18 protein-coding genes are annotated in these 26,077 nt (G+C 60.5%); 13 read left to right on the top strand and 5 right to left on the bottom strand.

The window, feature by feature from the left end; genetic code table 11:
• Positions 1-41: 41 nt before the first annotated feature.
• Positions 42-962 carry a LysR substrate-binding domain-containing protein gene (locus tag BT199_RS18875; protein ID WP_003195655.1) on the bottom strand — a complete coding sequence of 307 codons (921 nt, stop codon included), beginning with the start codon at positions 960-962 and terminating at the stop codon, positions 42-44.
• 181 nt (positions 963-1,143) lie between these two features.
• Here BT199_RS18875 and aspA point away from each other — a divergent pair, with 181 nt between their 5' ends.
• The 8 genes from aspA (at position 1,144) to BT199_RS18915 (ending at position 18,269) form a co-directional block, all read left to right on the top strand.
• Positions 1,144-2,568, top strand: a complete 1,425-nt coding sequence (aspA, locus tag BT199_RS18880; protein ID WP_003195657.1) for an aspartate ammonia-lyase — start codon at positions 1,144-1,146, stop codon at positions 2,566-2,568.
• A gap of 392 nt (positions 2,569-2,960) precedes the next feature.
• A complete protein-coding gene (locus tag BT199_RS18885; protein WP_019818140.1) occupies positions 2,961-4,406 on the top strand; it encodes an alanine/glycine:cation symporter family protein in 1,446 nt (481 codons plus the stop codon).
• Positions 4,407-4,482: 76 nt separating this feature from the next.
• Positions 4,483-5,460, top strand: a complete 978-nt coding sequence (locus BT199_RS18890) for an asparaginase (RefSeq protein ID WP_072435264.1) — start codon at positions 4,483-4,485, stop codon at positions 5,458-5,460.
• A gap of 50 nt (positions 5,461-5,510) precedes the next feature.
• Complete coding sequence (locus tag BT199_RS18895) at positions 5,511-6,503, top strand: AraC family transcriptional regulator (protein ID WP_014720537.1); 993 nt, start codon at positions 5,511-5,513, stop codon at positions 6,501-6,503.
• Positions 6,504-6,635: 132 nt separating this feature from the next.
• Complete coding sequence (locus BT199_RS18900; protein ID WP_072435265.1) at positions 6,636-7,670, top strand: histone deacetylase family protein; 1,035 nt, start codon at positions 6,636-6,638, stop codon at positions 7,668-7,670.
• A complete protein-coding gene (locus BT199_RS18905; RefSeq protein ID WP_019818144.1) occupies positions 7,667-8,758 on the top strand; it encodes a polyamine ABC transporter substrate-binding protein in 1,092 nt (363 codons plus the stop codon). Before BT199_RS18900 ends, BT199_RS18905 begins: the two co-directional genes overlap by 4 nt.
• A gap of 139 nt (positions 8,759-8,897) precedes the next feature.
• The gene (locus tag BT199_RS18910) at positions 8,898-13,496 is read left to right on the top strand and encodes a dermonecrotic toxin domain-containing protein (RefSeq protein WP_072435266.1); all 4,599 of its coding nucleotides are present in this window, start codon (positions 8,898-8,900) and stop codon (positions 13,494-13,496) included.
• A gap of 150 nt (positions 13,497-13,646) precedes the next feature.
• On the top strand, positions 13,647-18,269 hold the full coding sequence (locus tag BT199_RS18915; protein WP_072435267.1) for a dermonecrotic toxin domain-containing protein: 4,623 nt from the start codon (positions 13,647-13,649) through the stop codon (positions 18,267-18,269).
• Positions 18,270-18,273: 4 nt separating this feature from the next.
• Here the strand turns inward: BT199_RS18915 and BT199_RS18920 are convergent, their stop codons facing one another.
• On the bottom strand, positions 18,274-19,812 hold the full coding sequence (locus BT199_RS18920; RefSeq protein ID WP_072435268.1) for a MocR-like pyridoxine biosynthesis transcription factor PdxR: 1,539 nt from the start codon (positions 19,810-19,812) through the stop codon (positions 18,274-18,276).
• Positions 19,813-19,899: 87 nt separating this feature from the next.
• Between BT199_RS18920 and BT199_RS18925 the strand changes: the two genes are divergently transcribed.
• From BT199_RS18925 to BT199_RS18935, 3 genes are read left to right on the top strand one after another with little or no spacing between them, the layout of a single operon-like run.
• Positions 19,900-20,538, top strand: a complete 639-nt coding sequence (locus BT199_RS18925) for an FMN-binding negative transcriptional regulator (RefSeq protein WP_072435269.1) — start codon at positions 19,900-19,902, stop codon at positions 20,536-20,538.
• The gene (locus tag BT199_RS18930) at positions 20,535-20,981 is read left to right on the top strand and encodes a GNAT family N-acetyltransferase (protein WP_072435270.1); all 447 of its coding nucleotides are present in this window, start codon (positions 20,535-20,537) and stop codon (positions 20,979-20,981) included. Before BT199_RS18925 ends, BT199_RS18930 begins: the two co-directional genes overlap by 4 nt.
• A 10-nt stretch (positions 20,982-20,991) precedes the next feature.
• On the top strand, positions 20,992-21,663 hold the full coding sequence (locus tag BT199_RS18935) for a GNAT family N-acetyltransferase (protein ID WP_072435271.1): 672 nt from the start codon (positions 20,992-20,994) through the stop codon (positions 21,661-21,663).
• Between the two features lie 115 nt (positions 21,664-21,778).
• Here BT199_RS18935 and BT199_RS18940 read toward each other — a convergent pair whose 3' ends face one another.
• A complete protein-coding gene (locus tag BT199_RS18940; RefSeq protein ID WP_014720545.1) occupies positions 21,779-22,681 on the bottom strand; it encodes a homocysteine S-methyltransferase family protein in 903 nt (300 codons plus the stop codon).
• Positions 22,682-22,795: 114 nt separating this feature from the next.
• Between BT199_RS18940 and BT199_RS18945 the strand changes: the two genes are divergently transcribed.
• Positions 22,796-23,617, top strand: a complete 822-nt coding sequence (locus BT199_RS18945) for an ABC transporter substrate-binding protein (RefSeq protein WP_014720546.1) — start codon at positions 22,796-22,798, stop codon at positions 23,615-23,617.
• A complete protein-coding gene (locus BT199_RS18950; protein ID WP_072435272.1) occupies positions 23,614-24,384 on the top strand; it encodes an amino acid ABC transporter permease in 771 nt (256 codons plus the stop codon). Before BT199_RS18945 ends, BT199_RS18950 begins: the two co-directional genes overlap by 4 nt.
• A 3-nt stretch (positions 24,385-24,387) precedes the next feature.
• Here the strand turns inward: BT199_RS18950 and BT199_RS18955 are convergent, their stop codons facing one another.
• Together BT199_RS18955 and BT199_RS18960 are read right to left on the bottom strand one after the other, a co-directional pair.
• Positions 24,388-24,666, bottom strand: a complete 279-nt coding sequence (locus tag BT199_RS18955) for a helix-turn-helix domain-containing protein (RefSeq protein WP_014720548.1) — start codon at positions 24,664-24,666, stop codon at positions 24,388-24,390.
• A complete protein-coding gene (locus BT199_RS18960; protein WP_072435273.1) occupies positions 24,663-26,003 on the bottom strand; it encodes a type II toxin-antitoxin system HipA family toxin in 1,341 nt (446 codons plus the stop codon). Before BT199_RS18960 ends, BT199_RS18955 begins: the two co-directional genes overlap by 4 nt.
• Positions 26,004-26,077 lie beyond the last annotated feature (74 nt).

Here is a 26,077-nt window from a genome sequence, read left to right on the forward strand (position 1 = left end):
ATAAAAAACTATCTATTGAGCAGTAAACCACTCAATTTCATTCAAGCGAGACCTCGATCTCCTTGCGCCGCCCCACCTTCCAGCTTGCGCCACAACAACCGCACATTCGCCTTGCGCACCAACGCGCAGCGATACAAGCGAATCTCCAGTGGCACATGCCATTGCGGCCCGCCGCACACCACCAGTTCGCCACGCGCCAACTCTGCACGTACGCTCAACTGCGGCACCCAGGCGATCCCCAAGCCTTCGAGCGCCATGCTTTTGAGGCTGTCGGCCATGGCGGTTTCATAGATAGTGGTAAAGCGCAGGGCCCTCTGGCGCAGCAGCAAATTCACCGAGCGGCCAAGGAACGCGCCGGCGCTGTAGGCCAGCAGTGGCACGCTGCCCTCGCCTTCCAGGTCGAACAGCGGCTTGCCGTCGGCATCGGCGGCGCACACCGGGAGCATTTCGGTGTTGCCCAGGTGCAGCGACGGGAAAATTTCGGCGTCCATTTGCATCGCCGCGTCCGGGTCGTAGAACGCCAGCATCAAGTCGCAACCGCCTTCGCGCAGGGCGTGCACGGCGTCGCCGACGTTGGTGGCCACCAGCCGCGTGGCGATATTCAAGCCCTCGTTGCGCAACTGCGCGATCCAGCGCGGGAAGAACCCCAAGGCCAGGGAGTGGGCGGCCGCCACTTGCATGACTTCGCCCTGCCCGCCTTCCAGGTGATGCAAATGGCGCAGTACTTCACCGAGCTGTTCGACCACGGTGCGCGCCGTCACCAGAAACAACTGCCCGGCCGCTGTCAGTTCCACCGGCGTGCGTGAACGGTTGACCAACGTCAGCCCCAACGCGGCTTCCAGGCTGCGGATACGCCGACTGAACGCCGGCTGGGTGACAAAGCGCCGCTCAGCCGCCTGGGAAAAACTACGCGTCGCCGCCAGGGCGCTGAAGTCTTCCAACCACTTGCTCTCAAGGTTCATCACTGCCTCCCACGGAATGCACCATTTTGGCACACACGCCCGCCAAGATAACCGGGTCACATCCACATTATGCCGTTTGTGCATAGGCCAGTGTTTAACAGCATTGGCCCAAAAAGTTCTACAAGCCTAGCATTCGCAGCGTTCCGGCCAGTTCCGGGTCCATATTGAGATGATTTCCGTCATGTCCTCTGCTGCATCATTCCGTACCGAAAAAGACCTGCTTGGCGTACTCGAAGTACCGGCTCAAGCGTATTACGGCATCCAGACCCTGCGAGCGGTGAATAACTTCCGTCTCTCGGGCGTTCCGATTTCGCATTACCCGAAATTGGTGGTCGGTCTGGCAATGGTCAAGCAAGCGGCCGCTGACGCCAACCGCGAGTTGGGCCAGCTCAGCGAAGCCAAGCACGCTGCCATCAGCGAAGCCTGTGCGCGTCTGATCCGCGGCGATTTCCACGAAGAGTTCGTGGTGGACATGATTCAAGGCGGCGCCGGCACTTCAACCAACATGAATGCCAACGAAGTCATCGCCAACATCGCGCTGGAGGCCATGGGTCACCAGAAAGGCGAATACCAGTACCTGCACCCCAACAACGACGTGAACATGGCGCAGTCGACCAACGACGCCTACCCGACCGCGATCCGCCTGGGTCTGCTGTTGGGCCATGACGCGCTGCTGGCCAGCCTCGACAGCCTGATCCAGGCGTTCGCCGCCAAAGGCGCCGAGTTCAGCCATGTGCTGAAAATGGGCCGCACCCAGTTGCAAGACGCCGTGCCGATGACCCTCGGCCAGGAATTCCGCGCCTTCGCCACTACTTTGGGTGAAGACCTGGCCCGCCTGAAAACCCTGGCACCGGAGCTGCTGACCGAAGTGAACCTGGGCGGCACCGCCATCGGTACCGGCATCAACGCCGACCCACGCTACCAGGCCCTGGCCGTACAACGCCTGGCCACCATCAGCGGCCAGCCGCTGGTACCGGCGGCCGACTTGATCGAAGCCACCTCCGACATGGGCGCCTTTGTACTGTTCTCCGGCATGCTCAAGCGTACCGCCGTGAAGCTGTCGAAGATCTGCAACGACTTGCGCCTGCTGTCCAGCGGCCCACGCACCGGCATCAACGAGATCAACCTGCCGGCTCGCCAGCCAGGCAGCTCGATCATGCCCGGCAAGGTCAACCCGGTAATCCCGGAAGCGGTCAACCAGGTAGCGTTCCAGGTCATCGGTAACGACCTGGCCCTGACCATGGCAGCCGAAGGCGGCCAACTGCAGTTGAACGTGATGGAGCCGCTGATCGCCTTCAAGATCTTCGACTCGATCCGCCTGCTGCAACGCGCCATGGACATGCTGCGCGAGCACTGCATCGTCGGCATCACCGCCAACGAAGCGCGCTGCCGCGAACTGGTGGAGCATTCCATCGGCCTGGTCACCGCGCTGAACCCGTACATCGGCTATGAAAACGCCACCCGCATTGCGCGTATCGCTCTGGAAAGCGGGCGCGGCGTGCTGGAACTGGTGCGTGAAGAAGGCTTGCTCGACGACGCCATGCTCGACGACATCCTGCGCCCGGAAAACATGATTGCCCCACGTTTGGTCCCGCTGAAGGCCTAAGCGTTTGTTGCACCGCTCACCAGGTTGAGGGACTAGACACCTCTCACCTTTTGAGGGCCTGAAGGCTCGTTCTTCAGGCCCTTTTTTTTGCCTTGAGGTTGCTCCATGACGCCCATAAAAAATCTAATATCGCACCGCAAACCTTCCTCGCCTTGCGCGACCGCGCTGAAACCTTTAATCGCCCCGTGCAGACGGATCACGCTCGCCTAGGTATAGTGCCGCCCCTCTTCGCGTCTGCGGCTGTCGGTAACGAGGCCCGGGAACCACGCGAAAGCGCATGAATAACAACACCCGCAAAAGGATGGGGATCGAGCGTCGTGCACTGCCTGGTGCCGAGCGATGCGTCGGACCGTCCTGCGTTTGCCATTAGAAAAATCAGCGAGGAACACTCCATGCTCGAAGTCATCAACGACTTCCTCTCAGGGAAAGTACTGATCGTGCTCATAGTCGGGCTCGGCGGTTATTTCACGATCCGCTCGCGTTTCGTGCAGTTGCGTCACTTTTTCCACATGTTCTCGGTGTTTAAAGACAGCCTCAAGAGCAGCGCCGGCCAACTCAGCTCGTTCCAGGCGCTGATGCTCAGCCTGGCCGGCCGAGTGGGTGCCGGTAACATCGCCGGAGTCGGCATTGCCGTGACGTTGGGTGGCCCGGGTGCCGTGTTCTGGATGTGGGTCACCGCGCTGGTGGGCATGTCTTCGAGCTTTATCGAGTGCTCCCTCGGCCAGTTGTACAAGCGCACCGACGCTGAAGGCACCTACCGTGGCGGCCCGGCGTATTACATCCAGCACGGCCTGCAGAAACGCTGGCTGGGGATGGTCATGGCGTTCCTGCTGCTGGTGACCTTCGGCTTTGCCTTCAATGGCCTGCAAGCCCACGCTGTAACACACTCGTTGAATAACGCGTTTGGCCTCGACACCACCTACACCGGCCTGGCGCTGGCGGTGTTGCTGGGCCTGGTGTTCATTGGCGGGATCAAGCGTATTGCCTCGATTGCCGACCTGCTGGTACCGGTCAAGACTCTGGTGTACATCGCCGTGACCCTGTACGTGATCGTGCTGCAATTCGACCACGTACCGGCCATGCTCGCGACCATCGTCAAGAGCGCGTTCGGCCTCGACCAAGCCTTCGGTGGCCTGGTGGGCAGCGCGATCATCATGGGTGTAAAACGCGGCGTGTTCGCCAACGAAGCAGGCTTGGGCAGTGCGCCTAACGTGGCGGCAGTGGCGTCGGTAGAACACCCTATCGCCCAAGGCGTGGTGCAAGCGTTCAGCGTGTTCCTCGACACCTTCGTGATCTGCACCTGTACTGCGTTGCTGATCCTGCTGTCGGGTTTCTACACCCCAGGCTTTGAAGGCGACGGCATTGCCCTGACCCAGAACTCCCTGGCGGCGGTGGTGGGTGACTGGGGCCGCATGTTCATCTCGGTGGCCCTGGCGTTGTTCGTGTTCACCTCGATCATGTACAACTACTACCTGGGCGAGAGCAACCTGCGCTTTCTGGTCGGCAATAACCGCAAGGTGCTGATGGGCTATCGCGCCTTGGTGCTGGTGCTGATTTTCTGGGGCTCGATCGAGAACCTGAGCACCGTGTTCGCCTTCGCCGACATCACCATGACCATGCTCGCGTTCGTCAACCTGTTTGCCCTGGCGTTCCTGTTCAAGATTGCCATGCGCATCCTCAATGACTACGACAACCAGCGCGCAGCGGGCATCAAGACCCCGGTGTTCGACTCCAGCCAGTTCCCCGACCTGGACCTGGACCGCAAGGCATGGCCAGCCAACCCGGTGAAAACCGAGGCGGCTCCGGCAGCTGAACTGAGCGCTCAAGCGCAACGTTAATCACGGCTAGATGACACGCCGCCCGGCCTTGGGCATGCTCTGGGCCCGGCGGCGTTTTTCGTTCAGGAGATTTTCGATGCAATCAGCTAACAACGTCATGGTGCTCTACACCGGCGGCACCATCGGCATGCAGGCCAGCGCCAATGGCCTGGCGCCCGCGTCTGGTTTTGAAGTGCGTATGCGAGAACAGTTTGCCGACGCAGACCTGCCCGCGTGGCGCTTCCGGGAAATGTCACCACTGATCGACAGCGCCAACATGAACCCCGCCTACTGGCAACGCCTGCGCAGCGCCGTGGTCGAGGCGGTAGACGCCGGCTGCGATGCCGTACTGATCCTGCACGGCACCGACACCCTGGCCTACAGCGCAGCGGCCATGAGCTTCCAGCTGCTGGGCCTCCCGGCGCCGGTGGTGTTCACCGGTTCGATGCTGCCGGCCGGTGTGCCCGACAGCGATGCCTGGGAAAACGTCAGCGGTGCGTTGACGGCCTTGGGCGAAGGCCTGAAGCCGGGTGTGCACCTGTACTTCCACGGCGCGCTGATGGCGCCGACTCGCTGCGCGAAGATTCGCAGTTTTGGGCGCAACCCGTTTGCCGCACTGCAGCGCAACGGCGGTGTCGCCCTGGCAGACAGGCTTCCCGCCGCGCTGGCCTACCGCAACGACAAGGCCCCGGCCAACGTTAGCGTCCTGCCGCTCGTTCCGGGCATTGCTGCCGCGCAACTGGATGCATTGATCGACAGCGGCATCCAGGCATTGGTACTCGAATGCTTCGGCAGCGGCACCGGGCCAAGTGACAATCCGGCCTTCCTCGCCAGCCTGCAACGTGCGCAGGATCAAGAGGTGGTAGTGGTTGCAATCACCCAATGCCATGAAGGCGGCGTGGAACTGGATGTCTACGAAGCCGGCAGCCGCCTGCGCAGCGTGGGTGTACTGTCCGGCGGCGGCATGACCCGAGAAGCAGCCTTCGGCAAGCTCAACGCCTTGATCGGCGCGGGGCTGGACAGCGAAGAAATCCGCCGCCTGGTGGAATTGGACCTGTGCGGCGAGCTGAGCTGACCGGCATGTAACTTGCTCCACTTCCAGCCATCCCCTGGCTGGAAGTTCCCATGCTGCATTCCCACCTCACCACCCTCAATGCCGTGTCCCTGGTGCTGCGTACCTTCGAGGCCGAAGGCTTGCCCCATGAAGCATTGCTGGCCGGCAGCGGCATCTGTGCGGCGGATTTGAGCCGCGCCGACACGCGTATCGCCACACATCAGGAGATGCAAGTGTGCGCCAATGCCGTGGCCCATCAGCGTGATATCGGCTTGATCGTTGGGCGGCGTATGCATGTTTCCTCGTACGGCCTACTGGGCTATGCCCTGCTCACCAGTGCCACTTTCGGTGACGCTTTGCGCCTGGCCCTGCGGTATCCGGCGCTGTTGGGAACACTCTTTGAACTGAGCCTGGACGAAGACGGCGAACGCATCTGGTTCACGGCCGGCGACTACCGCGAAAACCCGGCACTGACTGCCTTCAATGTCGAGCTGTGCCTGGGATCACTGAAGGTCATTTGCGACGACCTGCTCGGCCATCCCCTGCCGTTGTTGGGCGCTCGGTTCGAGCACGAGGCGCCGGATTATCAGGCCCGCTACGCCGAGAGCTTCGACTGCCCGCTCCAGTTTCAGGCGATCGCCAACGCGTTCGCCTTTGATAAACGCTGGCTCGCCCAACCTTTGCCCCTGGCCGACGCGGTCACCCACCAGGCCATGGTCGAACGTTGTCGCAAACAGAACACCGAATTCACCGGGCGCGAGGCCTGGCTGGGGCGAATCCGCCAGTTGCTGGCTGCACAATTGCACGCCGCACCTGGGCTCGATGGCCTGGCCCAGCAGATGAACTGTTCGGCGCGCACCCTGCGCCGGCACCTGCACAACCTGGGTTGCAGCTATCAGGAACTGCTCGATGAGCTGCGCTTCGAACGCGCCAAACAGTTGTTGGCTAACGACCTGTGGCCGATCCACCGGATTGCCGAGACGCTGGGGTTCAGCGAAACGGCGAGCTTCAGGCATGCGTTCGTGCGCTGGAGCGGCGTCACGCCGAGCCAATTTCGAGCATGACGCGCCAATAAGGGGCGAATTGCGGACACACACTTTGGCCATATTTATCTCCTTTTGGCCGCTCCTGTCGTTCTCATAAAGCGCGTGCGCCGCAAGACTGCACTCACGAATACAGCCTGCGGAGAACAACAAATGCTGACGATCTACTCGGACGATCACCACCTGCACCATGGCCGCTGTGAACTGATGGACGGGCAACTGATGCCCTGCTTCGAAATGCCCTCGCGTGCCGATCACGTGCTGCAACGGGTCAAGGACCGTGAACTGGGCCCCGTGCAGGCCCCTCAGGACTTCGGCCTGGCGCCGCTGCAACGTATTCACAGCCGCGACTATCTCGACTTCTTCAAAGGCGCCTGGCAACGCTGGACCGAGTACGGCCAGGACGGCGACCTGTTGCCCTACACCTGGCCCGCTCGTACGTTGCGCCGTGTGCTTCCCACCAGCCTGCACGGCCAATTGGGCTATTACAGTTTCGATGGTGGCGCGCCGATCACCGCCGGCACCTGGCAAGCGGCCTACAGCGCGGCGCAAGTGGCCCTTACCGCGCAGGCCGCCATCGCCCAAGGCGCCCACAGTGCCTTCGCCCTTTGCCGCCCGCCGGGGCATCACGCCGCCAGCGATGTGATGGGCGGTTATTGCTACCTCAACAACGCGGCCATCGCGGCCCAGGCATTCCTTGATCAAGGCTGCAAAAAGGTTGCGATCCTCGACGTGGACTACCACCACGGTAACGGCACGCAGTCGATTTTTTATGCGCGCAGCGACGTGCTGTTCACCTCGATTCACGGCCATCCGGAGGCAGAGTTTCCGTTCTTCCTCGGTTATGCCGATGAGCACGGCGAAGGCGAAGGCGCGGGTTTCAATTTCAACTATCCGTTGCCGGCCGGGTCCGGCTGGCAGGCCTGGAGCGCCGCGCTGGAACAGGCCTGCGCCGAAATCGAGCGCTACGCCGCCGACATCATCGTGGTGTCCCTGGGCGTGGACACGTTCAAGGACGACCCCATCTCGCAGTTCAAGCTCGACAGCCCGGACTACCTGACCATGGGCGCACACATTGCCCGCCTGGGCAAACCCACGCTGTTCGTGATGGAAGGCGGCTACGCGGTGGAAGAAATCGGCATCAACGCCGTCAACGTGCTGGAAGGTTTCGAGGAAGCAGCCCAATGAACATACTCAAGTCGCTCGCCCTGTGCGCCGTGGTTGTCAGCGGCGCAGCCCAGGCCGAAGAAAAAACCCTGAAGGTCTACAACTGGTTCGACTACATCACGCCCAAGGCGCTGGAAGACTTCAAGGCCCAGCACCCGTCGATCAAGCTGGTGTACGACATCTTCGACACCAACGAAGCCCTGGAAGCCAAACTGCTCACCGGCAACTCCGGCTATGACGTGGTGGTACCCTCCAACGTGTTCCTGGCCAAACAGATCGAAGCCGGCGTGTTCCAGCCCCTGGACCGCAGCCAACTGCCCAACTGGAACCACCTCGATCCCAAACTGATGAAGCTGATCGAAGCCAACGACCCCGGCAATCAATACGCCGTGCCCTACATGTACGGCACCATCCTGATCGGCTTCAACCCAGCCAAGGTCAAGGCGGCCCTGGGCGACAACGCCCCCGTGGACAGCTGGGACCTGATCTTCAAAGAAGAGAACATCAGCAAGCTCAAGCAATGCGGCGTCGCGCTGCTGGACTCGCCCTCGGAGATCCTGCCCCTGGCGTTGCAGCACCTGGGCCTGGACCCCAACAGCAGCAACCCCAAGGACTACGACAAGGCCGAAGCGCTGTTGATGAAGATCCGCCCGTACATCACCTACTTTCACTCTTCCAAATACATGGCGGACATCGCCAATGGCGATATCTGCGTGGCGGTGGGCTACTCCGGCAGTTTTTCCCAAGCCGCCAACCGCGCCAAGGAAGCCAAGAATGGCGTGACCGTGGACATGCGCTTGCCCAAGGAAGGCGCGCCGATCTGGTTCGACATGCTCGCCATTCCCAAGGGCGCTAAAAACCCGGGCGACGCCTACACCTTCATCAACTATTTGTTGCAACCCGACGTCATCGCACCGGTCAGCGATTTTGTCGGTTATCCCAACCCGAACAAGGACGCTACCGAGCGGGTCGACCCGGCCATACGCAACAACCCCAACCTGTACCCGACCGACACGGCCATGACCACGCTCTACACCCTCAAACCCCTGGACAGCAAAGCCGAACGCGCCAGGACAAGGGCCTGGACCAAGATTAAGTCCGGGAGGTGAAGCGCTGTACTGGCGTACGTGCATTTAACAGCAGGCCTATGTAAGCACCGCCTACCTGTCTGGCCGAGCCCTAGCATGGAAATTCCGAACCTATACCTCGGGCTATCTCCATCAACCGGTCAGACAGGGAAGCCACTCTATGACCTCACCCGCTGCAAATAACCACACGAACGCCAAACGGCTGGATGAGCGCTCAGCGCTGTTCACCCAACTCTATGTCGGCCCTTCATTCAGGGAGACCGCATCGGCTCTGTTGCGCCAGTCACTTCGGGAACAGTACCCGACGCTGGATATCAACCCGGACATCGCCATGGTCGGCACGCCGACCTGGCGACTGATTGACGACGAGATTGTCGCGGGGCCCACGGAATATCAGGCACTCAGCGACATCCTCGCTCAACAGGCAGTTCTGTCAGTGCCGACCCTGTACATCGAGGGCGAACACTTTCTCACCCAGCAACCGATCGTCGAGCCGACGGTTCACTTGCCCGTGCGTATCTGTGAAATCGCCAAAACCCTCAACCTGCTGGCTCCTGTCATGCTGCGGGCCTTCCAGCAACAGTTGGTCGCCTACTGGAATCAAACCAACGGCAGCGGCCCGCATTGGCACGAGTTGTCGAGCATGTTGCGGGCAGTCTGGAATGTCGAGACCGCAGACGACTGGAGCGCCACCGAGTGCGCCATGGCGCGCACCCTGTTCACCCACCCCGATAAAGCCGACAGGAAGGGCAAAGACCCTTACAACCTCAAGGCCTGCCTGATCGATATCGACCGCGTCGACGCTGACCACGTGACGCACCAGAATGAAGTGGTGATCGCGGTACTGCTCGGCGAACATGAAGGGCAGCGTTCGATCCTCATGTATTCACTGCTCAAGGGCTATGAAAAATTTCCTTCGCTGGAGCACCTGGGCAATTCATTGTCGTTGCACCTGCCAGCCTCTGCTTCGAACCAGGAAATTCATTGGCGGCTGTTCGAGCCTGATGGCGACTTTTTTGATCATCAGGCCTGCGCAATGGTGTCCGTGCTGGTCGAGGCCGTGGGTGCAATCGACTTCTCGGACCTGCGCCAGACCCATAACGCCGATGTCGTCCTCGGCACGCCGCCAGCCATCGCCCCGCTTGCCCCTGAAAAGGGCCCAGGGCTTGCCTGGTATCAGAACCAGTTGCCCGACTGGCTGACGAAGGCGTCCGTCGCCGACCAGAACTTCTTTGCCCGGCACTTGAAGGACCTCGCCGCCCTGCACAACCAGAACGCCGGCCGCTCTTACCTCGACGACGTTCCCTCCATCGAGGCTTACGCGTTGAAGGTGATCAAGGCGCAAATGATCAAGGATCATCCTGCCAGCGCCAACGTTCCCTTGGATAAAATCCGCCTGACGGTGAAAAGCCCGGTCATCTGGGGCACCTTCGTGGTGCCGGGTCAGTTCGAAACCACCTCTTTGAGCGTGGTAGAACTGGCCTTGCAAAACCTGATTGCGCTGCCGACCGGCAATCGATCTGTCGAGATCGATAAGGGGTTCAGCCTGCCTGGATGGATGACCTCAGGCTATTTTGTAGACTTGGTCACCGATGCCGATATCGGCAGTGCCTATCCCGCGTTGATCAAACAAAAACTGCTGGACGACCCGCAGGAGTCATTACGCCGTAAAACCCTCTATAGCCAGCACCTGCGTATCCAACTGCCTATGCAGGCCTTGCAAGCCAAGATTCGCCAGCAAGAAGGCATTGACGAGCGAGGCTACCGCTATGTGGCGGCGGTGTTACAAGACGAGGCCACTGACCGCCAGGTTGACGGGCAAACCATTGTGCTCAGGCCATTGGCGTTTCGGCCCCTGCGGCGCGCGGAAGCGACATTGGACACCGTTGCCAACATGTACGTGATCGGCCCCGAGGACCTGACGGCCGGCCCATGCCTGTTGTATCGACCGATGTTCACACCACCCCTGATGCAGTTCCCAACCCCGGCCAATCTGATCTATGGGATTTCGCAATCGAGCACCCTGCGCGAGTCGGTACTTGCCTGGCTACCGGATGCGGTGCGTAACGACTACGCCAATTACGTATTCCCCGGCGCACTGCCTACGCCTTGGCAGGTGGCCGATTACCTGATCGAGCCTGACAAACTATGGACCATGAGCGGCCCCATGGCGCTGGGTGAACAAGTGCTTAACGGCGACCGATTTTCCACTCTGTTCAAAGCCAACGCCAATGCCTTGATCGAACTGTCGGATCGGCAATCGGTTTCCAATGCCGAAAACCGTTGGGCCACGTTCAAGCAAGCCGGCTGGCTGATATTCAACGCCGTGCTGCCTTTTCTCGGTCGTACCGTGGGCACGGCGGTGTGGATCTGGCAGGTGGTCGATCAACTGCAGAACTTTATCGAGGCCCAGGAGCACGGTGAGCAGCAAGCCGAGTGGTCGGCGCTCACCGATGTCCTGCTCAACCTTGGCATGGCCATCACCCTGCATGTCGCCAGCCGCAGCCACCGTCCAGGCTACCCACGCAAGGCCCAGCCAACCCTGCCGCAGCCGACAAGCGCCACGGACGTCACCGTCAAACAACAGCCGTCCCTGACCCAGGCGTTGGCGTCCAAACACTCACCTCACTTGCACATCAGTGGCGCAGTCAAGCGCGCCCCTGGCGAACTTGCCACCCTGCTCGACAGCTTCAAAATCAATAAGCCCGACGGCCTGGGCCCCGCTGAAAGCGCGGCAGGCCAGCACCAGCACCTATTCCGGCATGCACAGCGCTACTACGCCCCCGTGGGGGAGCGCTGGTTTGAGGTGAACACCGATGACGATGAAACAGTGGTCATCATCGACCCCAAACAACCGGAGCGCACGGGCCCGACGTTGATTCACAACGCCCAGGGCCAATGGTTCATCGACACGCGTTTGCGTCTGCGCGGCGGCGGCCCGAAAAAACAACAGCAAAGGTCCAAATCCGAAGCGGACGTCAAGGCAGTGGAAGCCCAGCGGCGATTGTCAGAATTTGAGCGAAACAAGAGCGCCACGCAATTGGAGATACAGGCAGCCCGCGCTGAGATGGAGGATACCGAGGCCAGCACTTCGGCCGATGCCCGCCGTGAGATCTACCTGCAAAAGCTCGAGGCCCAGCGAAATAACTACGAAACGGCGCTGCAACAACTCAAGGTCTTGAATGTGTTTGCCCCGACTGCCAATTATCAAGAGCAAGTCGTGCGCTACGTCGGCGCCCAGTTGGACCTGACGCAAACCGGTATACGCGAAGCTCAAGTCGCGTTCACGCCGAAGCTTAAAACCGTGCTGGACCAGATTGAGCGCCAGGCCAGCCATCCCGACGAGCGTCATATCGAGGACGCCCAAACCTTGACCGAGATGAGCCAGGACATGATCGAACGCCTGAACTACACAGAGTCGCGGTTCGCTCAGCTTAGAACGATGGGGCGATCCGGCTTCAAGGCTATCTGCCAACACCGCAAAAGCTTGCCGATTTACACAGCCCGCGACCTCAGGTTCCTGCAAGTGACCCTGGCGCGCAATCTGTGCGTGGACGAAAACAGCATGACCACGGCTCCGGATGCCTGGAACGCCATCGACCGTATTGTCGACAGCGCCAATCTGTCGATTCAGACCTTGCGTGAAACCCTGTTCGAACGCAGCGAGTCGCGTCTGGACGAACGCATCGAAACCGTGGGCAGCCTGGTCGAACAGTTCAATGTCCTCGATGAACGCTTGCAGGACTTTCCAGCGGAATTTACCAACGTTGCACTGACCACCCCCCTTACGCGCCTGCGTGAAAAAATCCGCAGCTTCTACAACGAAACCGTTGGCCACCTGGAGCTGCTGCACAGTGACCGGGACGCCATCAGAAACCGGCCAACTCCGCCGCCGACCCCGCCTAAAGCCAGGAAAAAAGTCATTTATACGCGTTACAACGGTGTGCTGGTCGGTGACCCACGCCTGTCAGCAACAGGCGAGGAAACCGGTCTGGTAGATATCAGATCTCCACTGACTCAGGACATCATGGCGACCTTCCACGAAAAGCCCGCAGGCGTCTGGGTGCAGCGCGTAACGCCCGCCGAAACACAACCCAGTGTTGTCGTGGACGTTGCCACCCGCATCAAACAGGCACAGGACCTGTTGGACGCACTGGAGACTTTTAAGCAGCGGACCGCCGAACAAGCGGCCAAGCCGGAGCGCACGGCCATCGGCATAGAAACGTTGTTTCACCAGCACGCATTGGTGCTGGAACAGGCGTCTTCGAATATTAAAGAGGCCCTCACCCAAGGCAACGCAACCGAGAGCCACAAGGACTCGGCTGCGCTTGTGGACAGAAAGCTCAACGAGGCGGCCCAAGCCCTCTACAAGGAGGCTTCACGCTACAAGTCGTTGTTGTTCAAAAAGCATCCACCCACCGTGCATGCCCTGGAATGGCTGCTGAAAAACCAAGAGGTCGTCATCAAGAAAACCGTCACGCGGCGTCGGCTCAAAGGCCCGGAGAAGGACTATCTGGACGAGTACACCATCCACAACCGCGAAGACCATAGCGTGCTGTGGTATGCCCACTTTCATTACTCAACCGACTGGGTGCCCGCCAAGGCATTCCTGCGCGCGCGCCTGAAAACCCCGCAGGAGCACGCCCGTGGCGCGGAGTCCGACACCCTCAACGGCCTTGGCGAGAAGCAGAAAACCGCGGTGTATCTCAGTGAAATCAATCTAGACCAGGCCCGGCGGTTGTTTTTCACGGTGAAATGACTCCCCCCTGAGGCGGGGGCGTTCGCGCCCTCGACTCATGACCGCAGCCAGCCGCAGCGCGACGTATCTACCACCCCTGCGGTAACGTCGCTCGCTACCTTGCGCGTTCCTTAAAGCCCGTACGGGCCATTGAATGCAAAGGAGCTGCGCATGCCCAATGACACTGTCAACAATCACCGTCCACCTACTACCTATGAACTGCTGACCCAGTTAACCAGTGGCCCCACTATCCGCGAAGTGGCCGCAACGGCATTGCGCTCAGCCATCAAGGCGCTATATCCCACGCTGGATATCGAACCCGACCTGGCCATGGTCGTCAGCCCTCAATGGGTGGTGGTCGGCAACGACGTCGTGCGTGCGCCGGCCACTGTCGAATCGCTCACCTCAGTGCTGGCCCGCCAGGCACTGTCCAGCGAGAGAGTGACCTATATCGACGGCCAACATTTCCTCACCTTGCAGCCGTACGCTCTGATTCCTGTGCATCTGGCAGTGAAAATCGATGCCATCGCACGCCTGATCAACGAGCTATCCGACCTGCTGTTCACTGCGTTCCAGGAACAGCAACTGGACTTCTGGAACGCGTCCAATGGCACCACCGGTCCACGCTGGCAATCCTTATCCAGCACACTGAGGAAGGTGTGGAACATCACCGAAGAGCAAGGCCTGAGTGAGCACGAAAGCGCGATGGCACGTGCATTTTTCCAGGAACCCGACCTGGCCAGACGCTCGCTGAAAGACCCTTACAAGACCCACGCGTACCTGGTCGACGTGGACATTCTTGAAGCCGGCCGGTCCACCCATGCCAGCTTCCTGGATATCACCGTATTGGTGGGCGAGCACGCCAATCGCCCGATGATCCTGACGCACTCGTTGGTGAGCGGGTATGAAACGTTCGAGTCACTGGCACAATTGGGTGCCGCGCTGCCTGCGCGAATGAGTGCGCCCGCCAGCGACGCCACCTTGCAATGGCGCTTGTATGAACCCGACGGCAACTTCTTCGATACGCTGGCCTGCAATCTGATCTCGTTGCAAATCTACGCCATAGGCAGTTATGGCGAATCCGGCCTGGGTAACCTGGCCGAAGCAAAGGTGCCCGCGACCACGGTTGCCCGCATCGTGCCCAGTATCGAAGAAATGAGCGATCACCAGCTGTCGAATATCCGCGATATTCACCGACAACTTCCAGACTGGCTGGCTTCGGCAACGGACTCCGATATCGCCGCCTACGGCCGCTATATGATCAACCTGGCCCAACTGCACAGCCATTATCACGGCGAAACGTTTCAGGACGGCATTCCAGCCATTCGTGACTACGCCCGGACACAGCTGCAAAACCTTATCCGCTCCCCCCAAGCGGGGGCGCGCCTGGACCTGGATAACATCGAAATCGTTATCGAGAGCCCAGTGCTGTGGGGCACGTTTATCGTCCCCGGAGCCGTGGACACCACACGACGCAGCCTGATCGACCTGGCCTTGGAAAACCTCACCGGCCTGCCCACCGGCAACGTGACAGTGCACTACAACGGCAGGGGCGGTGACGCCCCCGCATGGCTGACCTACAGCTACCTGAAAGACGTGATCGAGGACATCGACATTGGTCAGCGCTACCCCGCGCTGGTCAAACAGCAACTGCTCGATGACCCCACCCAATCGAGTCACCGCCAACAGCTCTACATCCGCCACCTGCAGATTCAACTGCCGTTGCTGGCCCTGCAGATGAAAATCCGCAGCCAGGGCGGCTTCGATGAGCTGGGTTATCGCTACGTCGCCGCCGTCATGCATCCCGATGAACATACGCGCCGTGTCGACGGGCACCCCATTGTCATCCGCCGCCTGGCCTTCGTGCCCAGCCTGCGCCCCGGGCCTGAGCAAGACGTGGTCACCAATATGTTCGTGATTGGCCCGAAGCATTCCGGCAACGGTCCCTGCGTACTCTATCGGCCATTGCTGGAGCCAGCCCTGATGCAATTTGCGTCGCGGCAAAACCTGCTCTATGCCATCAAACATGAGCGCTCCTTGCGCGAGTCGGTGTTGGCCTGGCTACCTGAACCGCAAAGATTCAACTACGCCCAATACGTTTTCCCCGACACCCTTCCTTCGCCCTGGACCGTGGTGCGCGCACTGGTCGAACCGCTCACCGTGCTGTACATGAGTGGCCCGGTGACGTTGAGCGATGAAGAAATGGGCAATGACATTTTTGCCACGCTGTTCAAGGCCAACGCCAATGCCATGGTCGAGTTGGCGACACGCCAGTCGGTGTCCAACGTACAGAAACGCTGGGCGACCTTTCGACAGGCCGGCTGGCAAATTTTCAACGCCGCCCTGCCCTTCCTGGGCCGCACCCTTGGCATCGCCGCTTGGGTCTGGCAAATCATGGACGACCTGCAGGCCGCTGAGGAGGCCATGAACAAGAGTGACCAGCCCGCCTCCTGGACAGCGTTGGTGGATGTCTTCCTCAACCTCGGCATGGCCCTAACGCTGCACATCGCCCTGCGCCACCCTCGAGCGTCCAAGCGATCCGCTTCCCCCAGGGTCGGCACTGAACCCACGAAAACGACGATTGAAACGGTAGGCAGGCCGTCCGTTACCGATAAGACATTTACTTCAGTCCAACAGGCCACTATTTCCGACAGCCAACTTTCAGCCAAGCATCAAGGCCCCGTGCACACTCGCGGAGCCCTCAGTCACAGCCGCCTCGGACTGGCCAAGACGCTCGACAGCTTCAAGGTCGCCAAGCCCGAAAAACTCGGTGAACAAAATAAAAACCCCGGTCACCATCTCAATCTCTATCCGCTTGCAGATAAGTGGTACGCACCGGTCAGCGAGCGTTGGTTCGAGGTCACGGTGGATGACAACGACAGCGTCGTCATCATCGACCCGAAGGAACCTTCGCGTACCGGCCCACCGCTGATCGGCAACCTCGCGGGGCAATGGTTTGTCGATGTCCGTTTGCGGCTACGCGGCGGCGGTCTTCGAAACCGGCGGCGTGCGGTCAAGATCGATCAGCCGGCGCGCATTGCGGCACTTATGACTCAACTCAACGCCTTCGACGCGGTCGCCGCCCGCCAACAGCTGGACGTGCTTGAGGCAAAGCCTGCGCTGGACGCTGCCCCTGGCCCGTCCACGGACCTGCGACGTACAACGTTCATCGGTAAAGTCGACAGCCGGCTGGCGGCGTATGACGAAGCGATCAGCCAACTGAAGTCCTTGAGCATCATCGACACGGTGCCCACCTACCAGAGCACTATGAGCGGTTACCTGAAACAGCAATTGCAACTGACTCAGATCGCTTTGGAGCAACAAGTGGTGAGTTATAGGGAGGCCCTGAAGTCGTCGTCCCCAATCCTCGACGCCGAGGTGGACATCGACTATAAAAACCAGGCTCGCAGCGCCCAACACCTGTCCACCCTGAACCAGGCAATCATCAAGCGCCTGCAGTTCATCAACGACCGTTTCAACGATCTCAGAGCATTGGGAGATGAGGGTGCAGCCGTCATTCGTAAAACCATCGGGGAGTTGCCACAGCTGACCCTCACTGAACTCAAATCCCTGGAGATCATCCTGGGCCGCTACTTGTGTATCGATGAAGAGCAACGCCAGATCCCCGCCACGCTGCGCGAGCGGATGGGCCAGATCGTCGATAGCGCCGAACTGAACGTCGAGAGTTTCAATGAGATTGTGGAACGCGGTAATGGCGCATCGCTGGATGAGCGCATCGATGTACTCAACAGCCTGGTAGAGCAATTTTCCAGTGCCGACCAGCGCCTGCTCGATCTTCACGCCGATTACCCACAACACTTGCACAAAAGCCGCCTGGAAAGTTTCCGCCAACAGATTGGCGAGTTCAGCCAACGGGCCGTGCACGACCTGGCGCAATTGCTGCGAACGAAGAAAGCCCTGGAGCCCAAGCCCGGCAGCTCGAAGACCGAGCCCCGCCCGCGGCGCAAAGTAATCAAAACACGCCATCACGGCTTGGTAATGGGTGAACCGCGTGAAACCGACAGTTCCCTGGTAGACGTCAGGGCCGGCATGACCGGCAAGGTGATCGCCACATTCCATGAAAAGTCGCCAGGGGTGTGGGTCACACGGCACAAAACTGCGCTGCACCCACCCGTGCCTGTTTCGGTGGACCTGGACACCAGCATCAACGCTGGGCAAACGCTATTGGAGGGCGAACACGCCGAAATTCGCAAATACAAGGGTTTCTCAACAAAGCCCTGGCATGCTCCGCAAGACATTCAAGATATGTTCGATGACTATGCGAAGACGCTGGAAGACGCGTCAAAGAACATCGAAGAAGCGCTGACCCAGCGCAATCTCACAGAAAGCGAACATACCTCCGCTGCTGTGACCAATCGTCATCTCAAAGACGCGGCACAACGTTTCTATCGGCAGGGCAAAGAAACCTACATCGACATGATCAAGCGCCAGCCCCCAACCGCGGAACGGGTGAACTGGCTGCACAGCCAGGGGCTGATCACCATCGTCAAGGTCATCACTCGGCGTGCCCTCAAGGGGCCCAGAAAGGACTTTCTGGACGAGTACGAGATTCGCGATAACGAGAATGGCACGGCGCTGTGGTACGCGCACTTTCACTATGAAACCAAGAACGCTGCATTGGAGAATTTCACCAAGGATCATCTCAAGACCCGCGAACAACATCGGCTCGGCGGCGCCCACCAACGTACCGGGCCCAGTGACTGGGACATCATAGAAATCCACCGCCGCAGTATCGGTGAGCAACTGGCCAAGTCGCTGTTCTTCAACAACTGATCGGCTACGCCTTCCACGCTTGACGCAAACGCGCCAGCGCCTGCGCAATGGCCGCCTCCGGCACGGCGGCAAACCCCATCACCAGGCCAGCATGCTGGTCCGGTGGCGGGCGTGTGCCAGCCAGCCAATAGCTGCTCAAACCATTGATCTCGACATCCACTGCACGGGCCTGAGCGAGCAACGCCTGCTCCCGGGCCAGGCTGTCCACCCGCACCGTGATGTGCAAACCCGCCGCGGCATTTGGCAACGCGCCGACCCCGGGCAACCCGGTGGGCCATCCGGCCAACAACGCATTGCGCCGGCTGAGCGCGGCGCGACGCATCCGACGAATGTGGCGCTGGAAGTGCCCCGCCGCCATGAACTCGGCCATCACCGCCTGGGTGCTGACTTCGGAGTGACGCACGTCCACGGCGCGGCGCCGGGTGAAGGCTTGCACCAGGCCCGGTGGCAATACCAGGTAACCCAGGCGCAACGCCGGGAACGCCACCTTGCCGAAGGTGCCGACATACAGCACGCGGCCACTGCGATCCAGCGCGGCCAACGGTGACAGCGGCGCGCCGCTGTAGCGGTACTCGCCATCGTAATCGTCTTCCACGATCCAACCGCCTGAACGTTCGGCCCAGGCCAGCAATTCCAGGCGCCGAGCCAGGCTCATCACCACGCCCAGCGGGTACTGATGTGAAGGCGTGACATACGCCACGCGGCAATCATTGAGGGTACTGAGCACCTGGCAATCCATGCCCTCGCCGTCGACCGGCACGCCATGCAGTCGCCCGCCGGCCAAAGCGAATGCATGGCCGGCCGCGCGATAGCCAGGGTTTTCCACCGCCACGCCATCCCCAGGCTCCACCAGCAACTGTGCACAAAGGCTAATGGCCTGCTGTGCGCCGCTGGTGATCACAATTTGTTCAGCCGTGCATTGCATGCCGCGCGAGCTGCGCAGGTACGCGGCGATCAAACCGCGCAGGCGACCGTCACCGGCCGGGTCGCCATAGCACAGCTGCTCCAGGTCGGGTTTGCGCCAGAACGCCCCATTCAGCTTGGCCCATACCTCAAACGGGAACAGATCGAAGGCGGGGACGCCCACGCGAAATGCCCGGGGCGGTCCCAACGGCGGCTGAGGCAGATGGTGGTCTTTTACCCGTGCCAAACCGGCGCTGTGGATAACTTCGGCATCCAAATCCTCGGGCAAATTCGCCCATTTTGTGGATAAACCTGGGGATAAGCCTGTTGACAACCCTGTGGATACTTTTGTGGATAGTTTTTCGGCCATCGGCAATTGGGCAACATAGGTGCCATCACCCACCCGGCTCTCGATAAACCCTTCGGCATACAACTGGTCGTAGGCGCGCACCACGCTGTTGCGGGAAATCGACAAGGCTGCCGCCAAATCTCGGGTTGCGGGCAACCGCGTGCCGCTGACTAATCGCCCATCCAATACCCGCTGGCGCAGGGCCTCATAAAGCTGGCGCGTGAGGCCCTGGCGGCGGTCCAGCTCGATACCGGCGGGGTTGAAGGACAACGGTGGCGAAACAGGCGGCATATTGGACCTATGAAAATAGCGCTAGATGGCTCTTACAACGAACCAATAGCCTGCCTAGGATGCCGGCATTCGCCAAGGAAAATCTCCATGTACACACCCCGCGCCTTTGCTCTCGATGACTTGCCCGAAATCCAGCAACTGATCCAGCACACCCGTCTGGCGCAGTTGGTAACCGTGGGTGAAAACGGCCTGCAAGCCAGCCACTTGCCCTTGCTGCTCAACCCCGATGAAGGGCCCAATGGCACGCTGTACGGTCACTTGGCCAAAGCCAACCCGCAATGGCGCGAGCTGCAAAATGGCGGTGAAGCGCTGGTGATCTTCGCCGGTGCCGAAGCCTATATCAGCCCGGCGTTTTACCCCGCCAAGGCCGAGCACGGCAAAGTGGTCCCGACCTGGAACTACATCGCCGTGCACGCCTATGGCACGCCTGCGGTATTCAGCGACGCCGAGCGCTTGCTCAAGGTGGTCACCGCCCTCACCGACCGCCATGAAAGCGGCCGCGCCCAACCCTGGCGTGTCAGCGACGCACCGGCGGACTACATTGACGGCATGCTCAAGGCCATCGTCGGCTTTGCCTTGCCGATCGAGCGCCTGGTGGGCAAACGCAAGCTCAGCCAGAACCGCAGCGCCGCCGACATGGCCGGTGTACGTGACGGCCTGGCCGCCAGTGCCGATGTACGTGACCAGACCCTCGCCCGCTTTATTCCCCAAGGAGTTTCAGAATGAGCTTGATCGACATTCGCCAGGTTACAGCCGCCGACCAAGCCGCCTGGCTGCCGCTGTGGCAGGCCTACTTGGCGTTCTACAACACCGAACTGCCGGACGCCGTCAGCCAAAGCACCTGGCAACGCCTGATCGACGCCAGCGAGCCGACCCATTCGGCACTGGCCTGGCAGGACGGCAAGGCGGTGGGCATGGTCAACTTCATCTACCATCGCTCCAACTGGAGCATCGAGAACTCCTGCTACCTGCAGGATTTGCTGGTAGACCCGACCCAACGTGGCACGGGCGTAGGTCGCAAGCTGATCGAATTCGTCTACGCCACTGCCAAGGCCGATGGCTGCTGCAAAGTGCACTGGTTGACCCACGAGACCAACGCCACCGCGATCCAACTCTACGAGCGCATCGCCGAACGCCCAGGCTTCATCCAATTTCGCAAAGGTCTTTAAGGAGCACAGCATGATCACTTCCCTCGCTGATTGGAAAGGCGTCCCGGCGCCCACGGTTCAACTGCTTGAAGGGCGCTTTATCCGCCTGGAAAAACTCGACCCGGCGCGCCATGGCGATGACCTGTTCAACGCCCTGCAAGGCCCCGGCGCCGATCCCAAGCTATGGGACTATTTGCCCTACGGCCCCTTCCCTGAACGCAGCGCATTCGATGCCTGGCTGAATAATCACGCGGCCCATGACGACCCGTATTTTTTCAGCGTGATCGACCGCGCCAGCGGCCAGGTCCAGGGCATCCTCAGCCTGATGTCGATCGTGCCCGAACAAGGCCGCATCGAGATCGGACACGTCACCTTCGGTGCTTCGATGCAACGCTCGCCCAAAAGCACCGAGGCGGTCTACCTGTTGGCCAAGTACGCCTTCGAGCAGGGCAATCGCCGCCTGGAATGGAAGTGCAACAACGCCAACGCTCGCTCCAAGTACGCGGCCGAGCGCCTGGGCTTCAGTTTTGAAGGCGTATTCCGCCAGCACACGGTGGTCAAGGGCAGGAACCGGGATACCGCGTGGTATTCGATCCTGGATTCGGAATGGCCAAAGGTCGGTGCCGGGTTTGAGGCGTGGTTGTCGGAGGCGAACCAGAGTGACTCGGGCCAGTTGAAGACACTCGCAGAGTGTCGGGGTTAAGGCTCACATGTGTGGGAGCTGGCTTGCCTGCGATACAGACACCTCGGTGTATCAGGCAAAACCAGTTGATGCCATCGCAGGCAAGCCAGCTCCCACAGGTTTGACTAGCGGTGAATCAGTCGGTCAGGCGCTGCGCCAGCACCGCAATATGCTCCGGTCCGATGCCGCAGCATCCACCCAGATGGCTAGCGCCGCGCGCTTGCCAATCGGCCGCCCATTGCAAGTAGCCGGGTGGGTCGAGGTCGTCGCGCAACGGGTCCAGGCCATCGTTGGCCGTGGCTTCCTTGGGTTGCGGCGGGAAAGCGTTGGCGTAGGCGCCGATCTGAATCGCTACACCCAAACGGTCGAAGGTCTGGCGGGCAGCGTCAATCGCCGCGCCGATCACTTCCGGCTGGCTGCAGTTGAACAGCAATACCTGCACGCCCAGTTGCGCCGCCGCCTCGGCTGCGTCCGCCACCGGTTCGCCGGAGCGCAGGCGCGGCACCTCGTCGGTGTCTTCGTCTTTCAAGGTAAACGACAGCCAGAACGGCTTGCCATCCTTAGGCAACCCGGCATGGATCGCCCGTGCTTCAGCGATTGAGCTCTGGGTTTCCGCCAGCCACAGATCGACATGCGGGGCCAGGCCGTTCACCAAGGGGGTCAGCAACTCACTGACGCGCTCGGCCTGGAACAGATCTGGGCGATAAGAGCCAAACAGCGGCGGCAGTGAGCCGGCTACCTGCACGGCTTTACCGGAGGCCTGCACCGCCCGTCGCGCCAACTCACCGGCCAGGGCGGCGAGCGCCTGCCCTTCTTGGGCGAACCGCGCTTCGCCGATATGGAACGGCACCACCGCGTAACTGTTGCTGGTGATCACATTGGCGCCGCTGTCGATGTAGGCCGCGTGCACCGCCTCCACCGCTTGCGGCGCTTCGCTCAAGGCCAGTGCCGACCATTCCGGCTGACGGAACGGCGCGCCACGGCGTTGCAGTTCACGGCCCATGCCACCATCGAGAATTACTGTGCTTACTGCGCCCATATGCTTTTTACTCATATGCTTATGAAAATAACTCACTATGAGAGTCGTTCTTATAACTATTTAATGCGTACCGTTCGGTTAATAACAACCTCTTTTTTATTCAGGTGTTCGATTTTGAAATTCAGACCGCTGTTGGCCCTGGGCCTGACGATGTTGGCTGCTTCAACCCAAGCCTTTGGCGGTGCCACGCTGGATCGTGTCGAGCAGAAGAAAGAGCTGGTCGGCGTGCTGATGGAAAGCTATCCGCCGTTTTCATTTCTCAATGACCAGAACCAGCTCGACGGTTTCGACGTGGACGTGGCCAAGGCCGTGGCGCAAAAACTGGGCGTGAAGTTGCGCCTGGAAACTCCGTCCTGGGACGTGATCGCCGCCGGCCGCTGGAGCGGGCGCTACGACATCTGCATCTGTTCCATGACCCCAAGCAAGGCACGCGCCGAGGTGTTCGACTTCCCGGTGGAGTACTACGCCTCGCCCGCCGTGATTGTGGTCAATGCCAAGGACGACCGCATCCACGACGCCCGGGACCTGAGCGGCAAGAAGGTCGGCCTCACCAGCGCCTCTAGCTACGAAAGCTACCTGAACAAGAACCTGGTGATCGAAGGCGCCGAAGACACGCAGTTGCAGTACCCGTTCGAGGAGGTGCAGATCGCCCCGTACGACACCGACAACGTGGCGTTTCAGGATCTGGGCCTGGGCGCTGGCGTGCGCCTGGATGCGATCCTCACCAACCTGGTCACCGCGCAGCCGCGCCTGACCCAGGACAAGCGTTTCAAGCTCGCCGGTGCGCCGCTGTACTCGGAGCCCAACTCGGTGGCCATCGAGAAAGGCGACCCGCAGTGGGACAGCAAAGTGCGTGAGGTCTTCGCCCAGCTCAAGCAGGACGGAACCTTGAGCGCGCTGTCGCAAAAATGGATCGGCGCCGATATCAGCCGATGAGTTTTCGCCTACGGCTTTACCTGACCTGGGCGGCGCTGTTCGCGCTGTTTGCGAGTTTCTTCCTGAGCTTTGACCTGAAGTTCTCGATCATCCTCGACAAGCTGCCCAACCTGGTCGGCCTGCACCTTGCGCCCAACGGCTTCCTGCAAGGCGCGGCGCTGACGCTGTTCTTGTGCCTGTGCGCCATTGTCGCGTCGTCGGTGCTGGGCTTTATCACCGCGTTGGGGCGCCTGTCCAAAAGTGCCGTGGCGTTCGGCATCGCCAGTTTCTACGCCTCGTTCTTTCGCGGCACGCCGCTGCTGATCCAGATCCAGTTGATCTACCTGGGCCTGCCGCAATTGGGGCTGGTGCCAGGCGCCATCGTCGCCGGGATCATCGCGTTGTCACTGAATTACGGCGCCTACCTGAGCGAGATTTTCCGCGCCGGCATCCTCGGCGTGCCCCACGGCCAACGCGAGGCCGCGCTGGCCCTGGGCATGCGCGACAGGGCGATCTTCTGGCACGTGACACTGCCCCAGGCCATGCGCACCATCATCCCGCCGGCCACCAACCAGTTCATCTCGATGCTCAAGGACTCCTCCCTGATCTCGGTGATGGGCGTGTGGGAAGTGATGTTTCTGGCGCAGTCCTATGGCCGCTCAAGCTACCGCTATATCGAGATGCTCACGACGGCGGCGATCATTTATTGGGTGATGTCCCTGGGGCTCGAATTGATCCAGGCGCGGATGGAGCGGCATTTCGGCAAGGGCTACGTGCGGCGCGGTTGACGGTCAGGGCCTGTTGCGCCGCACCTTGACCACGCCCATCTGCAAACCGAAGGGCCGAAACACGGCATTCAGCGATTTCAGGGTTGGGTTGCCATCGCCATGTTCGATATGCACCAGGGTACGCACCGAAATTTTGCACATTCTGGCGAACTGGCTTTGGTGCAGGCCGGTCACTTCGATGCGCAGGCGGCGTACGGCGGAGCCCAGCTCAAGCGAGCCACCGGCCAAGCCTTGTTCGACGCTGTCGATCAACAAAGCACGAGCATCCATGCTAATCGTCATCTCAACCCCCACTGCCTGAGACGCAGGTCCAGTTTCCCTAATGGGATGCTTGGGTGATTCAAGGTCACAGCGGGCACGCCACTGGCCACCAGAAGATCCGGTAATGCACGCAGGTGCTCGGCTGTTTGTCGCAGGCGTTCAAAGCTTTGCTCGGGGTCGACGAGGTCGGCCAGAGCCTCGCATACCGCTCGCCAATTGATATCCCCGGCGAGTTCCAAGGGTTTGGGCCATTTGGTGGTTCGAGTGACGGCTTCAGCGTCCATTACCATGGGTGCCAAATCATAAATGGGGGCCAGGCGCAGCGCCTTGGGCTCGCGGATGATCGATGTATTGCGGCCGTGGTTATCCGAATTACCCAGCACTTTATTCAGCAAATCCCGGCGCAGGTACTCTGCGACCAGATCTGCGACGTGGTCCTCTTGTCCCACTGCTCGCCATTGATCGGCCAACAGCCTCACCACCTCCAGATGATCCATGTAGCTGCCAGGGGTGGTCACACCGGCCAAGGAATAGATCGACTCGACGGCCAGCCGTTCAACACCGCCCTCACCCAGCCTGCGATCAAAACGATGCATCCACAGGCTGGGTTTTGTCGCCTCTTCCAGCGCCAGCCCTTGGGTGGCGACCGTTTCGATGCCAAGAGACTCAAGCGCCCGGTAATAGTGGTACTCACTTCGCAGGATATCTTGATCAGTCTGCGTAGCCTGGTTGCGCGCGAACTTGATGAACCAGTGCTGAGCGACGTCAGCGTCATTCAGGATCGCGTCTGGATACAGCAAGCCATCTACGCCTTGGGTCATCAACAATTTCGGTGCCTCGCCCCCTGCTCCGGTAGCACCGCCGATGGCAGCACCTTGTTCATAGGCATATTCCAGGAAACGGCTATCGCGACTGACGACCTCATGTCGTGCAAACCCCATCGGGGTTTCACCGCCCAGGGCTTGGATGGACTCCTTGATCCGCATGTTGCCAATCGGCGCCGGCGTACTGCGCCCCAGCAAGAACAAGTCGTCATCGATGGCCTGGGGTTTCTCACGACCAAGACGCTGCATCAAAAAGCGCTTGGCCGCGCCGGCTGGCGCGATATCGTGCAAAAAAGCGGGGGCTGACTTGAGCACCGTAACGTCCCAATCCAGCGGGAACCGGGCACTGGCCGCGTAGCAAAAAGGCTGCTGGATCTCTTCGAGGTGATCGGCCAGATAATCCTGGCGGTAATGAAACCTGCAGGGCCCGACAAAACCCCGTTGCGGTTCAGGAAATTCAAGCCGCATAGCATCATGCCAGTGCCCGGCGGTGAAAATTTGCAGCGTCAAAGAGTAAGCGGTGTCTTTCTGCAATTTAGTGCACCTGCTAAGCAGTGATGAGAGCAACACATGCAATATAGTGCATTTCTCACTCATAGAGTGTCTTT

The sequence above is a fragment of the Pseudomonas sp. NFR02 genome (assembly GCF_900119375.1).
Classification (GTDB): Bacteria; Pseudomonadota; Gammaproteobacteria; order Pseudomonadales; family Pseudomonadaceae; genus Aquipseudomonas; species Aquipseudomonas paracarnis.